Origin of the sequence: Streptomyces mesophilus, from assembly GCF_040300965.1 — a bacterium.
GTDB lineage: Bacteria > Actinomycetota > Actinomycetes > Streptomycetales > Streptomycetaceae > Streptomyces > Streptomyces mesophilus_A.
On the sequence record NZ_JBEPEW010000163.1, the window covers coordinates 1 to 16,739 of the forward strand.

The window sequence follows — 16,739 nt, forward strand, 5'->3', positions numbered from 1 at the left end:
TCTAGACGCCCGCGCCGGCGCCCGCCGCCGCAGCGCCGGCCCCGCCTGCTCCCGGCACCGGCAAGATCAACCTGGACAAGGGCCGCGTCAGCCTCCAGAAGAACCAGACAGTCTCCCTGGTCAAGGGCGGCCGCCCGCTCCTGTCCCAGGTCAAGATGGGCCTCGGCTGGGAGCCCGCCTTCCGCGGCAAGGACATCGACCTCGACGCCTCGGTCATCGCGTACGGGCCGAACCGCAACCACATCGACAGCTGCTACTTCGGCAAGCTCACGATCCTGAGCGGCGCGGTCAAGCACTCCGGCGACAACCTCACGGGTGAGGGCGGCGGCGACGACGAGGTCATCGTGGTCGACCTGGGCCGCCTCCCGCAGGAGGTCTCGGGCCTGGTCTTCACGGTCAACTCCTTCTCGGGCCAGAAGTTCACCGAGGTCGCCAAGGCGTACTGCCGCCTTGTCGACGCGGCCACGGACGAGGAGCTGGTCCGCTTCGACCTGACCGGCGCGGAGCCGCAGACGGGCGTCATGATGGCGAAGCTGATCCGCCAGTTCTCCGGCGAGTGGGAGATGACGGCGATGGGCGACTTCGTCAAGTCCCGCACGGTACGCGGGATGGTGAAGCCGGCGGCTCAGGCGCTGTAGCCGCCACTCCTACCGGGGCGCCCGTTGTGCCGAGTTCGGCACGACGGGCGCTTTCCGTTGCCGACGCCCGTGGAGGCCGCCCCACTCATAGACTGAACTCCACCCATACGAGGAGGAACGTCGCATGGCGATCAAAGGCATCTCCCCCTACCTCCGGTATGACGACGCGGACGCCGCCCTTGACTGGATGGAGCGCGTTCTCGGCTTCACCGACACGGTCCGCTGGCGGGACGACTCCGGGCGGACGACCGAGGCCGACATCCAGGCCGGACCGGTGAAGATCTCCATCAGCGGCGGCGACACCAGCCAGGACGGCAGGAACGCCCTCCTGATCGTGCACGTGGACGATGTCGACGGGTGCTACGACCACGTCCGTAAAACCACGCACACCGAAGTGACGCCTCCCGAGGACCAGCCGTATGGGCCGCGCACCTTCACGGTCATCGATCCCTGGGGCTACCGGTGGAGCTTCTGGCAGGGCGAGGCCACTCCGCCGAAGTGACTCAGCCCGGCGGCCGGGCGATACCGACGAAGCTCCGTTCCATGGTCCGCAGTTGTACGGTCCAGCCGCGCGCCGTCAGGTCGTCCTCCAGTGAACGGGCGTCGTGGAACACCTTCACGATGCGGTACTCGCTGCCGTCGTCGAGCCGGCGCAACACCGTGGGAACGGGCCCGTCGGTGACGCCTTCCTCGGTCGCGGCGACGGCGGGACCGTCGTCGATGAAGACCGCGTGGCCGCCCGGGACGAGCATCGCGGCCACGGCCTCCCAGAACGCGGCCAGCCGTGAGGGCGGCACATGGGAGAGCCAGAAGGCGAAGAAGACGGTGTCGTAGCGCCGGGACGGCTGCCACTCGAACAGGTCGGCCTGCACGAACCGTACGTGGGGCAGCGCGGCGCGCGTCCGGGCGACGGCAAGGACGTCGGCGGCTGCGTCGACAGCCGTCACCGACCGCGCCCGGGTGGCGAGGAGCGGTGTCCACTGGCCCGTTCCACAGGCCAGCTCCAGCACATCGCCCCTGACCGGCAGCTCGTCGACCACGGTCAGCAGGCGTCGCAACTCGTCCAAGTCCTCGTAGGGCCGGTCGTATTCGGCCGCGGCCGCGCGGTAGTAGGCCCGTTGCTCGGCGAGGAGGGTTTCGTCGTCATGCCTCATAGAGGGAGGGACGGCCCCGGCCCGGAGCCGGTTCTGTGCCGCGGCCGCACTCGCCGCATCGGACGCCGAACGCCGTGCGGGCGGGGGTGCTTAGGGTGGGCAGCGACAAGATCACCGATCTGCCCGAGGAGTCGTCATGCCGCTGCGGATGCAACTGGGTGCGATCACGCTCGACTGCCCGGACCCGCTCGCCCTGGCCGCGTTCTACGAACAGGTCACGGGACTCGAACCTCATCCGGAGTCGAACGCCGACTTCGCCGGCCTCAACCGTGAGGACGGGCCCCTCCTCGGCTTCCAACGGGTCGACGACCACCGGCGGCCCACCTGGCCCGAGCCGGACGTACCCCAGCAGCTGCACATCTGCTTCAACGTCCAGGACGACCTGGCCGAGGTCGAGGCCCGGCTGCTCGAGCTGGGCGCGGGCAAGCCGGACCATCAGCCGCATGACGGCGACCGGGCCAGGGTGTTCACCGATCCGGCGGGGCATCCGTTCTGCGTCGTACGGCGCTGAACGCGGCCCGCACCGGTCAGCGCAGGGCGGCGGCCTCGCCGGAGCGGACGGTGCGCAGGGCCCGTTCGACGCTCTCCTGGTTCTCACCCACCGGGGCCACGTAATCGAGGACGGCGCGCGCGGCCTCCTCGCCGAGGGTGCGGGTGATCACCCAGGTGGCGAGGTACTGCGAGGCCAGGCAGCCGCCGGCCGTGGCGATATTGCCCTCGCTGTGGAACGGGGCGTCGAGGACGGTGACCCCGGACGCCTCGACGAAGGGCCGGCTGGTGTTGTCCGTACAGGCCGGCATGGACCCGAGGAGCCCCAGGCGCGAGAGCACCAGGGCGCCGGAGCACTGGGAACCGATCAATTGGCGTGCGGGGTCCAGCGTGAGCCGGGACACCAGCTGGTCGTCGGCGACCACGTCCCGGGTCCTGATCCCGCTGCCGATCAGCACGACATCGGCCTCGGCCATGAACTCCAGCGGTCGCTGCCCGGTCACCTCGACCCCGTTCATCGAGGTGACCTGGGGCGTCGGCGTCGTGATGAAGGCTTCGAGTCCGTCCTTGCGGCACCGGTTGATCAGTGCGGACGCGATGAAGCTGTCGAGCTCGTTGAACCCGTCGAAGGTGACTACGGCTACCTGCATGCACGGCTCCCAGAGTGTGGCGACGGTCAGTGGGACATCGCGGCGCGGTCGGACTCGCTGCGCAGCACGCAGAACTCGTTGCCCTCCGGGTCGGCGAGGACGGCCCAGCCCGAGCCGTCCGGCTGCCGGTGGTCGCCGACCCAGGTGGCGCCGAGCTCCAGGAGGCGGTCGATCTCCGGCTCGCGCGAGGAACTCGGGCGCAGGCACAGGTGGATACGGTTCTTGACCGTCTTGGGCTCCGGCACCTGGTTGAAGTACAGCACCGGCCCCTCGGGCAGCAGCACCTGCGTCTCGTGGTCACCGGGTGCGGTCTCCGGACCCACAGGATGCCCGGTCACCTCGCTCCAGAACCGGGCCAACGCATAGGCGTCGGCACAGTCGATTGCCACGTTCTGCACCACGGAGATCATGCCCGCCAGTCTGGCCGAGCTCTGCGGGATCACCAAGTGGTTTCGGGCCTGATGCGGTCGTCCCGTCCCGTGAAGAGGTCGTCCCGTCCCGTGAAAGGGCCGTCCTGTCCCATGAGGAGCGGGATGAACTCGCCCTGTCCGTCCACGAGGAGACCGGCGGCTTCCCGGAGCGGGACGAAGAAGCAGTCGAAGTCCATGCCGCTGTCCCCGTCCCCCTCCTGGCCGTTGACCGTGTGGGGCCAGGAGGCGCGGGTCTCCGCGGTCCGGATATAGAAGAAGACGGTGACGCGGGGCTGCCCCGTCCGCGGGTGCGGCCGCTGCTGCACGGCCAAGGCGGGGCCGAGCACCAGGCCGATCGCGCCGGTCTCCTCCCGTACCTCTCGCAGAACGGCCTGCGCGAGGAGCTCGCCCGGGGCTACGCCGCCCGCCGGGATCTGCGTGCCGGCCTCGGGCTGGTCGCGGTGGTCGAAGACGAGGAGTTCGGGGCCGGTAGGGCCTGGTCGGGTGACGTACGCGGCGACGCGTACACGGGCGGATGGCACGGCTGTCTCCTGCGGATCGGCTGTCTAGGCCGGTCTGATCGTCGCCAGTTGGGCCAGCAGGAGCAGGAGTCGGTAGGCCTCGGCGAAGTCGGAGGCCGTGAAGGAGACCGTGCGGCCGCCGTGTGTGCGGGTGACGCCCGGGATCAGGGTTGCCAGGTCGACCATGAACGGGGCCGCGAGGTCGGCTTCGACCTCCACCGGGCCGGTGAGGGTCAAGGGCCGGATCTCGGAGCGGCGGAGCACCGCCTGGGCCGCCGAGTGACGCAGGAGGCCGCGTGCCTCCTCGGGGTGCAGGGCGACGGCCGCGCCCTGGGCGAGGGCCTGCTTGACCTCGACGGTGACGGCCGAAGGGACGAGGTCGTGGAGCTCGGCGCACGCCGCGTCGTCACCGCTCAACAGCACGGTGGGTACGCCGAGATGACCGGCCATCGCGGCATTGAGGCCGATCTCGCCCATGGACCGCCCGTCCACCCGTACGTCGAGGAGACCGTCGTTCATGGTGTGGGCGAGTACGGCGGGCCCGCTGCCGGCCCGCGCGTGATAGCCGACGAGCAGGACCGCGTCGGTCTCGCGGTCGAGGCCGCCGAGCATGCCGAGCGGCCGCGGCTTGCCCCGCACCAGCCGTGCGCGGCGGTCGAGCTGCTCGGGCAGGAGGTTGCGGAACGGGCCGTGCGCGTCGGCGACCCAGACTGTCGCGTCGGGCGCGGCGTCGAGCACCCCGGCTATCGCACTGTTGGCCTCGGCGGTCATCAACTCCCGCCCGCGCTCGTAGTCGTAGCGCTCGGGACCGGTCTCGGAGGGGTGCACGATCCCCGAGACGCCCTCCATGTCGACAGAGATCAATACCTTCATGAACCCCGGAGCCTAGTGCCTGTCTTGTGCCGGCTACCCCAGCGCCCGGCGCCGCCCCAACCGCTACTCTGTCGCGCACCTGACACGCCCGAGCGGGCGGGGCATTCCTTGGGGGGGGGAAGCGTGAAGCTGCGGCATGCGCGTGCGGTGGCCGTGTTCACCTTGGTCGTCGTGGCGCTGACCGGCGCCCGGCGCGGCGGTGACGGCGGATGCGACGACGATCACGACAGCTCGGGCTCGAGCGGCGGCTCCGGCGGGGGCGTCGACGTGGTCGAGACGACCGTTCCGCCGCTGCCGACGGATACGGCCGGAGTGCCGACGTCCGACATCCCGGTGACCACGGCGCCCCCTGCCCGCAAGGGGAAGGTGACGTCCGTCAAGGGCGAGGTGCGGATCGTCGACTGTGTCGTGGGGAAGCCGGTGGACTCCACGGGCATCATCACGTTCAAGTACGAGGTCACCAACGGGAATTCGGACATGGCCGCCAACTATGTGGGCCGGTTGATGGCCGTCGACCCCGACGGAACGCTGCGCGCCAACGGCCAGGTGGTCCAGTACCAGATCCAGCCCGGCGGCTCCTGGCAGGGCGAGAGCAAGGGCACTTTCGGCATCGGCCCCGGCCAGAAGGCGCCGTCCGCCAAGTCCTGCAAGGTCGGCGAGGTGACCAAGACCAACGTTCCCGCAACGGGCTGAGCCCCCGAGCGCCGGCCACGGCCTGAGCCGTCCCCTCGTGCGGCTCAGGCCCGGGCTCTAGCCCCGGTTGCGCGGATGGTTGCGGGCGACACGCTCGTTGCCGAACTTGTACGCCCCCGTCCAGCGGGCCATCACCAACTGCTCGTCGCCGGAGGCCACTTCGGCCAGGAACTTCTGCGCACGCGACCCGCGCAGCGTCGAGGCGGCGCGACCGTGGTGGGTGATCGTGACGGAGGCGTCGCCGTGCTGCTCGTAACGGAATCCGTGGGGCCTTGGCATGCCCGGAGCCTAGAGGGCACCTCCTGGTGGCGTACACCGGATTTCGGTGCCCCCGTGGCCGGTGGGGCTAGTACGGCCAGATCGGCGGGTTCGTGCAGAAGTGGCCGCCCAGGTGCGCGTGGTCCGGGTTGTCGTCGGACAGTTCGCCCTGTTCGGCGATCAGCTTCTCGGCGTACTGCTCCGAGTCGTCCTGCGGGTCGTAGCCGAGCGCGCGGGCGCTCGAAAGGTCCCACCACAGCCGGGTGTTGGCGGACGAGCCGTAGACGACGGTGTGGCCCACGTCGGGAGCGGTGAGCGCGGCGTGGAAGAGGCGTGCGCCGTCGCCGGGCGACATCCAGACCGACAGCATCCGCAGCGAGGTGGGTTCCATGAAGCACGAGCCGATCCGCACGGACACCGTCTCCATGCCGTGCTTGTCCCAGTAGAACTGGGCGAGATCCTCGCCGAACGACTTGGACAGACCGTAGAAGGTGTCCGGCCGGCGCGGGGTGTCGATCGGGATCAGCGGGTCGTCGCCCCTTGGCCGGGGCGTGAAGCCGACGGCGTGGTTCGACGAGGCGAACACGATCCGCCGTACGCCCTCTTCGCGGGCCGCCTCGTACAGGTTGTAGGTGCCCTCGATGTTGGCCTTGAGGATCTTGTCGAAGGTGGACTCGAGCGAAATACCCGCGAGATGGATGATCGCGTCGACCCCGCGCACCGCCTCGCGCAGCGCCTCCTTGTCGGAGAGGTCGGCCTTGATCGCGGCCGGCTCGCCCTCGACGCTCTCGATCGCGACCATGTCGAGCAGTCGCAGCTCGTGGCCATACGCGGGCAGCAGCCCCCGCATCAGCGTGCCGAGACCGCCGGCGGCGCCGGTGAGCAGAACGGTGCGGGGAGCGGGCATGGGGTGGTCTCCTCGGGTGCCTGGGTCGGGTCCGGTGCCTGGGCGGCGTTCAGACACGAACGTATACGCGCGGGGGCGCAGAGGCACCGGCACGTACCCGATGAACGCATGCCTGTACGCCATTCACATCCATGGACACGCTATGGATCTTTCGGTGGGTGCGTCAAGGGGTCGCGACCGGCCGTCAAGGCGGCGCCATTGACGGCGAATTCGCTGATGATGAGGCTGACCTCGGCGCTTGACCGGCGGTGTTGGGGCGCCTTAGCGTGAGCTTGTTCAGAAATATAGACGCGGATCAGAAACGTGCACGATCTGTCGCGGCACGACAGATGCGGTGCACCCGGTCCGCCGCGCCCAGGGAGAGAGCCCGTGACGTCAGCCCCGCTCGCCGCTCGACTCAGCATCCCCAGCGGACCGTTGTTCTTTCCCGTGACCGCCTTCGGTCCGGACGGCGGTCTCGATCTCGATGTCTTCCGCGCGCATGTGCGCGCGGGCGTCGAGGCCGGTGGTGCGGCGGTGTTCGCCGTCTGCGGTACGGGTGAGTTCCACGCCGTCACGCCTGAGGAGTTCCGTGCCTGTGTGGCCGCGGCGGTCGAGGCGGCCGAGGGGCGGGTGCCGGTGATCGCGGGCGCGGGCTACGGAACGGCGCTCGCCCTCACGTACGCGAAGCTCGCCGAGGAGGCCGGCGCGGACGGGCTGCTCGCGCTGCCGCCGTATCTCGTCAAGGCCGAGCAGGAGGGGCTCGTGCGCCACTACCGCGCGCTCGCCGACGCCACCTCGCTCGAAGTGATCGTCTATCAGCGGGACAACGCCGTCTTCACCCCCGAGGCCGTGGTCGAGCTGGCCGGGCACCCGAAGATCATCGGGTTCAAGGACGGCCTCGGCGACATGGACCTGATGCAGCGGATCGTCAGCACGGTCCGCAGCGCGGGGACCGCCGGCAGCGCGGACTTCCTCTACTTCAACGGACTGCCGACCGCCGAGCTCACCGGCCTCGCGTACCGCGGGATCGGGGTCTCGCTGTACTCGTCGGCGGTGTTCTGCTTCGCGCCCGACATCGCCCAGGCCTTCCACCGCGCGCTCAACACGGGCGACGACGAGACGGCCACCCGTCTGATCGACGGCTTCTACCGGCCGTTCGTCGAACTCCGCAACCAGGGCCGCGGGTTCGCGGTCGCCCTGGTGAAGGCCGGTGTACGGCTGGGCGGACTGGAGGTCGGCCAGGTGCGCACCCCGCTGCACGAGCCGAGCGACCAGCAGGTCAAGGAGCTGGCCGAGCTGATCGAGCGGGGCCGTGCGCTGCTCGCCGAGGGGGCGGACGCGTGACCACCTCGACCCACGGCCGCCTCGGGACCCCGGCCGACCCCATGAAGACCTCCGCCTTCGTCTACCCCTGGGACGTCAACGGAGACCCCGCCGCCGCCCGGCGTATCGCCGCACTCGGCGTCGGGCAGGTCACCCTCGCCTCCGCGTACCACTCCACCCGCGCCCTGACCCCGCGCCACCCTTCCCACCGCATCGTCACGGCCGAGCACGCGGCGGTCCTGTACCCGCCGGGGGAGCGCTGGCAGGGGCGGACGCTGCGGCCGTACGCGGCCGGGGCCTGGGCTCCCGGTGACGCCTTCGGCGCGGCGGCCGCGGCGCTCGACGCGGCGGGCCTCGAGGTCCACACCTGGGTGGTGCTCGCCCACAACTCCCGTATGGGCGCCGGGCATCCGGACACCTCGGTCGTGAACGCCTACGGCGACCGCTACCCGTGGGCACCATGCATCGCACAGCCCGCCACCCGTGAGTACCTGGTCGACCTGGCGGCCGAGGCGGCCGTACGGCCGGGTGCGCGCGGCACCGAGTTGGAGTCCTGCGGCTGGTACGGCCTGGCGCATCTGCACGCGCACGACAAGATCGGCGGGGTCGGGCTCGGTGAAGCCGCCCAGTACCTGATGTCGCTCTGCTTCTGCGGATCCTGCCGCGAGGGTTATACGGGGGCGGATCTCGACCCCGACGACCTCGCGACGGCGGTCCGGCAGGCGCTCGAACCCGTCTGGCGCGGCGAGGCGGCGCCGGACGTGCCCCTGGACAAGCTCCTGGACGCCGAACTGCTCGCCGCGACCCTGGAGTTCAGGTCCTCGGTGGCCCGGTCGCTCCAGGAGGAGGCGGTCGCGGCCGTCCGCGCGGCGGCCCCCGCGGACTTCCAGGTGCTGCTGCACGCCGACCCGGTCCCGCACCACTGCGGCGCCAACGCGGGCGTGCACCCGGCGCACATCCTGGGTGTGGCCGACGGTGTGGTCGTGCCGTGCACGGGCGGCGCGGATCTCCTCGCACCGTTCGCGGCCGAGGGTGTTGAGGGTGCGGTGCTGGCCGCGAACTTCACCGTGGTGAGCGGGATGGGCGGCGCTCCCGCCCGGCTGCGCGAGGACGCGGCACGGGCCGCGGAACTCGGGGCCACCGAACTGCGGCTGTATCACGCGGGGTTGGCGTCCGACGCGGACCTGGAGCTGGTGCGGGCCGCGCTCGGCTGACGGCGCAGCAGGCCGGGCGTCGCCAGGAGACCGGCGACGCCCAGCGCCACCAGCAGCACCCGGTGGTCGACCAGGGCGACAAGACCCGCCCCGACGCCGAGGGCCACCGCGTTCGGCGCGAACACCAGGGTGTTGGCGGTCGCCGCGACCCTCCCGACCAGATGGTCCGGGGTCTCCCGCTGCACCGCCGTGAGCACCGCGATCAGCACGCACGGCAGTCCGACACCGATCCCGGCGCTGGCCGCCAGCACCACCGCGTCGTACGGGAGCGCCCGCAGGGCCACCGCCAACGCGAACAGCGCGAGCCCGGCGCCCGCGAACACCCGCTCCCCGCAACGCCGCAGCAGCGGTCCCGACAGAAGTCCGACCGCCACGGAGCCGAGGCCCTGCACGGCGTAGAGCACGCCCACGAAGGCGGGGGAGCGGCCGAGGCCCTCGTCGACCACGGCGAAGATCAGCGCTCCGTTGACGCCTGCGAGGAACATCGTGAAGCCGCCGGCCAGGGCGAGCGTGCGCAGGGCGGGTTGGCGGCGAAGATACCGCGCGCCCTCGACTGCGCGCGTCCACCAACTGCCCGGTTCCGGAGCGGTTCCGGGCTCCTCCCGCACCCGTAGCAGCGCATAGAGCCCCGCCGCCGCGAGAAAGGTCAGCGCGTCGAGCAGAGCGACCCGCGCACCCCCGTACGCGGCGAACAGGCCGGCGCCCGCGAGCGGGGCCAGCAGCTTCATGCCCTCGTTCGCCGTCATCCGCAGCCCGTTGAAGTCGCCGAGCAGCTTCTTGTCGACGGCCGACGCGATCAGCGCGGCCTCCGCCGCGTCGTGCACCACACCCGCCGCGCCGTACACGAAGAGCACCGCGAACAGGATCCAGACGCGGTCCGCCGAATCCACCGCGAGCAGCGCGCACAGCAGCACGGCCAGGCCCACGTTCGTCCAGATCAGCAGCGGTCTGCGGCGGGTGCGGTCGGCGAGGGTGCCGAGCAGCGGGCCGGCGAGCACCGGCAGCCACAGCGCGAAGGTCGCGAGTGCGGCCAGGCTGCTCGATCCGGTGAGCTCCTTGACCCAGACACCCGAGACCAGCCACATCGCGGACGTGCCGAATCCGGAGACCACCACACCGCCGAGATAGAGCCCCGCGTTGCGGTGGCGGAGCACCTGCCAAGTCGTCCATGCCATACGGGGCAGGCTCGCGCTAAGGCCGGACGGGCGGCATCGGGAAGGTGCCCTACTTCGGGCGCGCGGTGGTCCTCAGGGGGCGGCCCGCTGCTGGTGCGGTGGTCCTCAGGGGGCGGCCCGCTGCTGGTGCGGTGGTCCTCAGGGGGCGCGCTGCCTGTGCGGCTCTCCGAGGAGGCGTGTGCGGTTCTCTGCCGCATGATGAGCCGTCGGGCGATGAGTTCCGGGAGCGTCCGGAGTCTCCACTCCAAGCAACGGATCCCAGGAGCGCTCATGCCGTCTTTCGACTTCACCGCACAGACCCGCCTCGTGGCCCGGCTCGCCGACCGGGTCACCGAGGCGCAGCTCGACCTGCCCACGCCCTGCCCGGAACTTCCCGTACGGAACCTGCTCGGACACCTCGTCGGCCTGACCGCGGCCTTCCGCGACGCGGCGCGCAAGGACCTCGGGCCCACCACGGACACACCGCCGGGCGACACGGTGCCGGACCTCGGGCCCGCCTGGCGCGGCGACCTGAGCAAGAACCTCCAGGAGCTGGCGGAGGCCTGGCAGGCGCCCGAGGCCTGGGAGGGTTTCACACGCGCCGGCGGTGTGGACCTGCCGGCCGAGGTCGCCGCTCAGGTGGCGATGGACGAACTGGTCGTCCACGGCTGGGACCTGGCGCGGGCCACCGGCCAGGAGTACGCGCCGGGCGAGGCCGAGCTCCAGGTGTCGTACGCGCTGCTGAGCCCTGACGCGGACGACAGGTCGGCCCTCTCCGAACAGGAGGCCGCGGACAGCATCTTCGGCCCGCCGGTCCCCGTTCCGCCGTCGGCTCCGCTCCTCGACCGCGTCATCGGCCTGAGCGGCCGCGACCCCCACTGGGCCGCGCCCCGACGCTGAGCGCGGGGCTAGCCTCGCCCCATGACCTTCACCCTCACCCCGCTGGGCACCGCCGCCCCGCACCCGCAGCCCGGCCGTCCCTGCTCCGGGTACCTCGTCGAGGCGGGCGGTGCCAAGGTGTGGGTGGATGCGGGGCCCGGCACGTTCGCCGAGCTCCAACGGCATGTGCAACCGGGTGAGTTGGCGGCGATCTGGATCAGTCATCTGCACTCCGACCACTGGACCGACCTGATCGCCGCCGAAGCGGGCATCGCGGACGGGGGCCTGGACGTCGGGCGCCCGATCCCTGTCCACGCCCCGGCCGGGGCACCCCACCGCCTGGCCGGGTTCTACGGAATGCCGGACCCCGGGCCGCTCACCGGCGTCTTCGCCTTCCACACGATCGAGGACGGCGCGGACATCGACCTCGGCGGCCCGGTCCTCACCAGCCGCGCCGTGGCCCACGGCATCGAGGCGTACGGCGCCCGCATCACGTACGAGGGCGCCGTCCTCGCGTATACGGGAGACAGCGGCCCCTGCCCGCAGCTGACCGAACTCGCCCGGGACGCCGATGTGCTGCTCGCCGAGGCCTATGTCGACCGGCACGAGGGCGAACCGGTGCACCTGACCCCCGAGGACGCGGGCGCCCTGGCGCGGGAGGCCGCGGTCCGGACCCTGCTCATCACGCATGTCGGCCCCGGTCTCACACCCGACGAGGCGACCGTCAGGGCCGCCCGGGCCTTCGGCGGACACACGCTGCGCGCCCGCGAGACGGAGGCGTACGAGATCGCCAAGAGGCAGGCGGAACAGATCAGTTGACCGCCAATCCGTAACACGCCGAAAACCTGAACCGGCCGTCACAGGGGAACAATCCAGCCAACACCCGCACCCTGACCCCTCAGGAGCACCCCCGTGGCGCACACAGCCGATCCGGCCGGCAAGACCGACGACATACCGGAGCCGCCGGCGAGTCCCCTGGACCGCTTCTTCCGTATCACCGCCCGCGGTTCGACCTTCGGCCGTGAGATACGCGGCGGATTCGCCACGTTCTTCACGATGGCCTACATCCTCGTCCTGAACCCGATCATCCTCGGCACCACCGAGGACAAGTACGGCAACACCCTCGACGGCCCCGAACTGGTCACCGCCACCGCCCTGGTGGCCGCGGTCATGACGATCATCATGGGCGTCGGCGGCAATCTGCCGCTCGCCCTCGCCGCCGGCCTCGGGCTCAACGCCGTCGTCGCCTTCCAGCTCGCACCCCAGATGAGCTGGCCGGACGCGATGGGCCTCGTCTTCGTCGAAGGCGTGCTGATCTGCGTGCTCGTGGTGACCGGTCTGCGCGAGGCCGTGATGCACGCCATCCCGCCGGCGCTCAAGCACGCGATCAGCGTCGGGATCGGCCTGTTCATCGCGTTCATCGGTTTCATCGACGCCGGGTTCGCCACCCGTATCCCCGGCGACACGGGCTCCGTGCCCGTGCAGCTCGGCGCCGCGGGACGGCTCGCGGGCTGGCCCATCCTCGTCTTCTGCATCGGGGTGCTGCTCACCGTGGCGCTGCTCGCGCGCAAGGTGCGCGGGGCGATCCTCATCAGCATCGTGGTCACCACGGTGATCGCCGTGATCGTCAACGAGATCGCCGACCTCGCGCCCACCGCCTGGGGGCTCACCGCCCCGAGCGTTCCGGACGATCTCGTCGCCACACCGGACTTCGGGCTGCTCGGCGCGTTCAGTCCGTTCGGCGCCTTCTCCGAAGTCGGCGCGGTCACCCTGGTGCTGCTGATCTTCACGCTCATCCTGAGCGACTTCTTCGACACCATGGGCACGGTCGTCGGCATCTCCAGCGAGGCAGGGCTGCTCGACGAGCAGGGCAAGGTGCCCAACCTCGGCCGCGTCCTGCTCATCGACGGTGCGGCGGCGGTGGCCGGCGGAGCCGCCTCGGCCTCCTCCAACACCTCGTACATCGAATCGGCGGCCGGCGTCGGCGAAGGGGCGCGGACCGGCTTCGCGAACCTCGTCACCGGTGGTCTGTTCGCCCTCGCCCTCTTCTTCGCGCCGCTCGCCCTGATGGTGCCCGCCCAGGCCGCCGCGCCCGCCTTGGTCGCGGTCGGCTTCCTGCTCATGGCGCAGGTGCGGCATATCGACTGGGAGCGCTGGGACCTGGCGATCCCGGCCTTCCTCACCATCGTCGTGATGCCGTTCACCTACTCGATCACCAACGGCATCGGCGCCGGCTTCATCGCGTACGTGGTGATCAAGGCCGTCCTCGGCAAGGCGCGCGAGGTGCACTGGCTGCTTTGGGGAGCGGCCGCGCTGTTCCTGGTCTACTTCGGGATCGATCCGATCGAGCAGCTGCTCGACGGCGAGTGACGCGTGTGGGGGTACGGGAAGATCCCGTACCCCCACACCGGGAGCCGACCCCTCAGCCCTTCAGGGCCGCCTGCATCATCGCCTTCGCGACCGGCGCCGCGAGCTTGTTGCCGCCCACCTCGGAGCGTGCGGCACCGGAGTCCTCGATGAGCACCGCCACCGCGACCTCCTTGCCGTCACTTCCCTTCGCGTACGAGGTGAACCAGGCGTACGGCGTGCTCTTGTTGTTCTCGCCGTGCTGTGCCGTACCCGTCTTGCCGCCGACGGTCGCGCCGGGGATCTGAGCGTTGGTGCCGGTGCCCTCGTTCACCACCGTCTGCATCGCCGACTGCAGCTGCTCGGCCACCGACTCGCTGACCATGCGCGAGCTGCCCGCGTCGTCGAAGCTCTGAAGCACCGAGCCGTCCGCGTCCGTGACCTGCGACACCATGTGCGGGTCGACCAGCGTGCCGCCGTTGGCGATCGCGGCCGAGACCATGGCCATCTGCAGCGGGGTCGCCGTCACGTCGAACTGGCCGATGCCCGACAGGGCGGTCTGGGCCTTGTCCATGCCGGACGGGTAGAGGCTCTGCGAGGCGCGGACCGGGACGTCCTGCTCCTTGTCGTTGAAGCCGAACTTCTCCGCCATCGCCTTGACCTTGTCCTGGCCGAGGTCGACGGCCAGCTTGCCGAAGACGTTGTTGCACGAGTACTGCAGCGCGGTGCGGATGCTGGCGTTCTCGCAGGGCGCCGAAGCGCTCTCGTTGACGAGATCCTTGGTGGAGCCCGGCAGCCGGTACGGGTTGGGGCTGTCCGTCTTCGTGTCCACCGATCCGTACAGACCGTCCTCGAGCGCGGCGGCCGCGACGACCAGCTTGAACGTCGAGCCGGGCGGCAGCGGCTGCCGGATCGCCCGGTTCACCAGCGGCTTGTCCTCGTCCTTCGTCAGCTTCTCCCAGGCGTCGCCGTCCGTGGAACCGGCGATCTTCGACGGGTCGTACGAAGGTGTCGAGACCATCCCGAGGATCTTGCCGGTCTTCGGGTCGATCGCGACGGCCGCGCCCTTGTTGTCCCCGAGCGCCTTGTACGCGGCCTTCTGCACGGCCGGATCGATGGTGGTGACGACGTCGCCCGGGTCGGCCCGCTTGTTGGTGACGGTGTCGAGGGGGTTCTTCAGACGGGTGTCGGTGCCGTCGAGGACGTCCTGGTAGATGCCCTCGAGCTGGGTCGCCCCGTACACCTGGGAGCTGTAGCCGGTCACGGCCGCGTACAGCGAGCCGTCCTTGTACGTGCGCTTGTACGCAAGGTCACTGCCCTTCGTGCGCTCCGAGCCGGTGATGTCCTCGCCGCCCACGATGATGCCGCCCAGCGGATACGCGTACTTGTCGATGGTGCCGCGCCGGTTGTGCTTGTTGTCCGCGAGGGCCTGGCCGTCGTAGAACTGCACCCACGTGGCTCTGACCAGCAGGGAGAGCACGAGGAGCAGGGTGAAGACCGAGATTCGTCTGATCGTCTTGTTCATCGCACTCGGGGAGACGAGCGGGGGAGTGCGATTCGTTCCTGCTCGTTGCGTTTCTCACGAAGCGTTCATGTACGAGGCGTGTGGCCGTGCGGGTGCCGCGGGGGGTGCTCAGCCGCCGACGAACCCCGCCTCGTACGCCGCGATCACCGCCTGGGTCCGGTCCCGTGCGCCCGTCTTCGCCAGGACCGCCGCGACATGGCTCTTCACCGTGGCGGGCCCGAGCCCCAGCTGTCCGGCGATCTCCGCGTTGGTCAGGCCGGTCGCCATCGCCCGCAGCACGTCCGCCTCGCGGCCGGTGAGCCGGGCCACCCAGGCCGGCTGTGCGGGGCGGGTACGGGGTGCGTGCTCGGTGGCGAGGACGCGTACCGCTGCCGGGAAGAGCAGCGAGTCGCCGCGGGCCACCGTGCGCACCGCCTGCACCAGCTGGTCGGCGTCGGTCCGCTTGAGCAGGAATCCCGCGGCTCCGGCGCGCAGGGCGTCGTACACGTAGGAGTCGTTCTCGAAGGTGGTCACGACCATGATCCGGGGCGGGGCGTCCATCGAGGCGAGGATCTGTTCGGTGGCGCGGATGCCGTTGACCTCGGGCATGCGCACATCCATGAGGACGACGTCGGGCCGCAGGGCGCGCACCACGGAGACGGCCTCGGCGCCGCTCGCGGCCTCGCCGACCACCTCCATGCCGGGCTCGGCGTCGAGGATGGCGCGCAGGGCGGTGCGGACCAGCCGCTCGTCGTCGGCGAGGACGATCCGTACGGGCGCGGCGTTCACCGCGCGCCGCCCGTGGTGAGCGGCAGCCGGACGGCCAGCCGCCAGCGGTCGCCTTCGGGCCCCGCCGTACAGCCGCCGCCGAGCAGCCGGGCGCGGTCGGCGATGCCCTTGAGCCCGTTGCCACCGCCGGGGCGCGGGGCGGCGGCCCCGGACAGCGCGTTCTCCATGACGATCTCCACTGTGTCGGCGGCCTCGGTGATCCGCAGCGAGACCGGTGAACCGGCGCTGTGCCGAAGCGAGTTGGCGAGTCCCTCCTGCACGATCCGGTACGCCTCGCGCGACACGAGCGCGGGCAGCGCCGGCACATCGGCCTTCACCGTCGCGTCGACGGGCGTCGCGGTGGCCCGGGTGCGGGCGAGCAGGCCGGCCAGGTCCTCGGCGAGCGTCGGCGCGGGAGCCTGCGCCGCCTCGTCGCCCTCGCGCAACAGGCCGAGCACCGCGTCGAGTTCACCGACGGTGCGCCGGGTGGTGTCCTCGATGGCGGACAGCGCTTCCCGTACGAAGGCGGGATCGCGGTCGAGCACCCGGCGGGCGGCACTCGCCTGCAGGGTCACGGCGCTCAGCGCGTGGCCGACCGAGTCGTGCAGTTCGCGCGCGAGCCGGTTGCGTACGGCCAGTTCGGCGGCGCGTGCCTCGGCGGCGGCGAGGCGGTCGGCGGGGGTGGGGCCGAGCAGGACGGGTGCGTACCGGGCGAGCAGGCCGCCCGCCGCGGTGGCGCAGACGGCGAGGGCGAGCAGCATCGCGATTCCGGCGAACGGGCCGAGCACGAACACCCAGGTACGGTCCAGGGACGCGGGCAGCCGAAGAAACTCCCGTACGGCCGGCACCGGCAGCAGCAGCACCGAGACCGCGAACGGCGGCAGCGCCAGCATCGCGCCGCTGAGCAGCCCGCCCACCCCGACGTGCAGCGTGAACCAGGCCGCGGTGCGCCGCCGCGCCGCCGGGCCACGGGCCG

The 16,739-nt window shown here is 71.2% G+C and carries 19 protein-coding genes and 1 pseudogene; 9 read left to right on the forward strand and 11 right to left on the reverse strand.

The genetic code is table 11. The annotated features are described in order from the left end of the window. Positions 1–5: 5 nt before the first annotated feature. Positions 6–638 (forward strand): annotated as a pseudogene (locus ABT367_RS35310) (TerD family protein); the annotation flags it as partial. A gap of 124 nt (positions 639–762) precedes the next feature. Further along, positions 763–1,140, forward strand: a complete 378-nt coding sequence (locus ABT367_RS35315; protein WP_352257373.1) for a VOC family protein — start codon at positions 763–765, stop codon at positions 1,138–1,140. Between the two features lies 1 nt (position 1,141). On the opposite strand, the gene ABT367_RS35320 is transcribed toward ABT367_RS35315, so the two are convergent. Further along, on the reverse strand, positions 1,142–1,792 hold the full coding sequence (locus ABT367_RS35320; RefSeq protein WP_352257374.1) for a class I SAM-dependent methyltransferase: 651 nt from the start codon (positions 1,790–1,792) through the stop codon (positions 1,142–1,144). Between the two features lie 136 nt (positions 1,793–1,928). Between ABT367_RS35320 and ABT367_RS35325 the strand changes: the two genes are divergently transcribed. Continuing rightward, positions 1,929–2,303, forward strand: coding sequence for a VOC family protein (locus tag ABT367_RS35325; RefSeq protein ID WP_352257375.1), 375 nt, complete (start codon positions 1,929–1,931; stop codon positions 2,301–2,303). Between the two features lie 16 nt (positions 2,304–2,319). Here ABT367_RS35325 and ABT367_RS35330 read toward each other — a convergent pair whose 3' ends face one another. Genes ABT367_RS35330 through ABT367_RS35345 form a run of 4 tightly spaced genes read right to left on the reverse strand, consistent with a single transcriptional unit; the run spans position 2,320 to position 4,735 of the window. Continuing rightward, positions 2,320–2,931 (reverse strand): DJ-1/PfpI family protein, encoded by a 612-nt coding sequence (locus tag ABT367_RS35330; RefSeq protein ID WP_352257376.1) that lies wholly within the window; start codon positions 2,929–2,931, stop codon positions 2,320–2,322. A gap of 26 nt (positions 2,932–2,957) precedes the next feature. After that, a complete protein-coding gene (locus tag ABT367_RS35335) occupies positions 2,958–3,341 on the reverse strand; it encodes a VOC family protein (protein ID WP_352257377.1) in 384 nt (127 codons plus the stop codon). Between the two features lie 29 nt (positions 3,342–3,370). After that, on the reverse strand, positions 3,371–3,883 hold the full coding sequence (locus ABT367_RS35340; RefSeq protein ID WP_352257378.1) for an NUDIX hydrolase: 513 nt from the start codon (positions 3,881–3,883) through the stop codon (positions 3,371–3,373). A gap of 24 nt (positions 3,884–3,907) precedes the next feature. Further along, positions 3,908–4,735 carry a M55 family metallopeptidase gene (locus ABT367_RS35345; protein WP_352257379.1) on the reverse strand — a complete coding sequence of 276 codons (828 nt, stop codon included), beginning with the start codon at positions 4,733–4,735 and terminating at the stop codon, positions 3,908–3,910. 123 nt (positions 4,736–4,858) lie between these two features. Here ABT367_RS35345 and ABT367_RS35350 point away from each other — a divergent pair, with 123 nt between their 5' ends. Then, complete coding sequence (locus tag ABT367_RS35350; protein ID WP_352257380.1) at positions 4,859–5,428, forward strand: hypothetical protein; 570 nt, start codon at positions 4,859–4,861, stop codon at positions 5,426–5,428. 57 nt (positions 5,429–5,485) lie between these two features. Here ABT367_RS35350 and ABT367_RS35355 read toward each other — a convergent pair whose 3' ends face one another. Together ABT367_RS35355 and ABT367_RS35360 are read right to left on the reverse strand one after the other, a co-directional pair. Next, complete coding sequence (locus ABT367_RS35355; RefSeq protein WP_352257381.1) at positions 5,486–5,707, reverse strand: hypothetical protein; 222 nt, start codon at positions 5,705–5,707, stop codon at positions 5,486–5,488. A gap of 67 nt (positions 5,708–5,774) precedes the next feature. After that, positions 5,775–6,593 carry an NAD-dependent epimerase/dehydratase family protein gene (locus ABT367_RS35360; RefSeq protein ID WP_352257382.1) on the reverse strand — a complete coding sequence of 273 codons (819 nt, stop codon included), beginning with the start codon at positions 6,591–6,593 and terminating at the stop codon, positions 5,775–5,777. 369 nt (positions 6,594–6,962) lie between these two features. On the opposite strand from ABT367_RS35360, the gene ABT367_RS35365 reads away from it, so the two are divergent. Next, complete coding sequence (locus ABT367_RS35365) at positions 6,963–7,919, forward strand: 5-dehydro-4-deoxyglucarate dehydratase (RefSeq protein WP_352257383.1); 957 nt, start codon at positions 6,963–6,965, stop codon at positions 7,917–7,919. A gap of 41 nt (positions 7,920–7,960) precedes the next feature. Beyond that, a complete protein-coding gene (locus ABT367_RS35370) occupies positions 7,961–9,112 on the forward strand; it encodes a hypothetical protein (RefSeq protein WP_352257390.1) in 1,152 nt (383 codons plus the stop codon). Here the strand turns inward: ABT367_RS35370 and ABT367_RS35375 are convergent. Continuing rightward, positions 9,055–10,287: an MFS transporter gene (locus tag ABT367_RS35375; RefSeq protein ID WP_352257384.1), complete on the reverse strand. Its 1,233-nt coding sequence runs from the start codon at positions 10,285–10,287 to the stop codon at positions 9,055–9,057. The two genes, ABT367_RS35370 and ABT367_RS35375, sit on opposite strands and share 58 nt — an antisense overlap. A 270-nt stretch (positions 10,288–10,557) precedes the next feature. On the opposite strand from ABT367_RS35375, the gene ABT367_RS35380 reads away from it, so the two are divergent. The 3 genes from ABT367_RS35380 to ABT367_RS35390 all read left to right on the forward strand — a co-directional run bounded on the left by ABT367_RS35380 (position 10,558) and on the right by ABT367_RS35390 (position 13,515). Continuing rightward, positions 10,558–11,166, forward strand: coding sequence for a TIGR03086 family metal-binding protein (locus tag ABT367_RS35380; RefSeq protein ID WP_352257385.1), 609 nt, complete (start codon positions 10,558–10,560; stop codon positions 11,164–11,166). 21 nt (positions 11,167–11,187) lie between these two features. Beyond that, positions 11,188–11,964 carry an MBL fold metallo-hydrolase gene (locus tag ABT367_RS35385; protein WP_352257386.1) on the forward strand — a complete coding sequence of 259 codons (777 nt, stop codon included), beginning with the start codon at positions 11,188–11,190 and terminating at the stop codon, positions 11,962–11,964. A gap of 132 nt (positions 11,965–12,096) precedes the next feature. Further along, on the forward strand, positions 12,097–13,515 hold the full coding sequence (locus ABT367_RS35390; protein ID WP_352257391.1) for an NCS2 family permease: 1,419 nt from the start codon (positions 12,097–12,099) through the stop codon (positions 13,513–13,515). A gap of 52 nt (positions 13,516–13,567) precedes the next feature. Here ABT367_RS35390 and ABT367_RS35395 read toward each other — a convergent pair whose 3' ends face one another. The 3 genes from ABT367_RS35395 to ABT367_RS35405 all read right to left on the reverse strand — a co-directional run. Beyond that, positions 13,568–15,016 carry a peptidoglycan D,D-transpeptidase FtsI family protein gene (locus ABT367_RS35395; RefSeq protein ID WP_352257387.1) on the reverse strand — a complete coding sequence of 483 codons (1,449 nt, stop codon included), beginning with the start codon at positions 15,014–15,016 and terminating at the stop codon, positions 13,568–13,570. Between the two features lie 108 nt (positions 15,017–15,124). Continuing rightward, positions 15,125–15,784, reverse strand: coding sequence for a response regulator transcription factor (locus ABT367_RS35400; RefSeq protein WP_352257388.1), 660 nt, complete (start codon positions 15,782–15,784; stop codon positions 15,125–15,127). After that, the coding region (locus ABT367_RS35405) for a sensor histidine kinase (RefSeq protein WP_352257389.1) at positions 15,781–16,739 on the reverse strand (959 nt) is incomplete at its 5' end. The genes ABT367_RS35400 and ABT367_RS35405, both read right to left, overlap by 4 nt.

Excerpts from the sequence above, each read along its gene's own strand:
- ABT367_RS35315 (WP_352257373.1), top strand. The coding sequence starts at position 763 with ATGGCGATCAAAGGCATCTCCCCCTACCTCCGGTATGACGACGCGGAC.
- ABT367_RS35320 (WP_352257374.1), bottom strand. The coding sequence starts at position 1,792 with ATGAGGCATGACGACGAAACCCTCCTCGCCGAGCAACGGGCCTACTAC.
- ABT367_RS35325 (WP_352257375.1), top strand. The coding sequence starts at position 1,929 with ATGCCGCTGCGGATGCAACTGGGTGCGATCACGCTCGACTGCCCGGAC.
- ABT367_RS35330 (WP_352257376.1), bottom strand. The coding sequence starts at position 2,931 with ATGCAGGTAGCCGTAGTCACCTTCGACGGGTTCAACGAGCTCGACAGC.
- ABT367_RS35335 (WP_352257377.1), bottom strand. The coding sequence starts at position 3,341 with ATGATCTCCGTGGTGCAGAACGTGGCAATCGACTGTGCCGACGCCTAT.
- ABT367_RS35345 (WP_352257379.1), bottom strand. The coding sequence starts at position 4,735 with ATGAAGGTATTGATCTCTGTCGACATGGAGGGCGTCTCGGGGATCGTG.
- ABT367_RS35355 (WP_352257381.1), bottom strand. The coding sequence starts at position 5,707 with ATGCCAAGGCCCCACGGATTCCGTTACGAGCAGCACGGCGACGCCTCC.
- ABT367_RS35360 (WP_352257382.1), bottom strand. The coding sequence starts at position 6,593 with ATGCCCGCTCCCCGCACCGTTCTGCTCACCGGCGCCGCCGGCGGTCTC.
- ABT367_RS35370 (WP_352257390.1), top strand. The coding sequence starts at position 7,961 with ATGAAGACCTCCGCCTTCGTCTACCCCTGGGACGTCAACGGAGACCCC.
- ABT367_RS35375 (WP_352257384.1), bottom strand. The coding sequence starts at position 10,287 with ATGGCATGGACGACTTGGCAGGTGCTCCGCCACCGCAACGCGGGGCTC.
- ABT367_RS35380 (WP_352257385.1), top strand. The coding sequence starts at position 10,558 with ATGCCGTCTTTCGACTTCACCGCACAGACCCGCCTCGTGGCCCGGCTC.
- ABT367_RS35385 (WP_352257386.1), top strand. The coding sequence starts at position 11,188 with ATGACCTTCACCCTCACCCCGCTGGGCACCGCCGCCCCGCACCCGCAG.
- ABT367_RS35395 (WP_352257387.1), bottom strand. The coding sequence starts at position 15,016 with ATGAACAAGACGATCAGACGAATCTCGGTCTTCACCCTGCTCCTCGTG.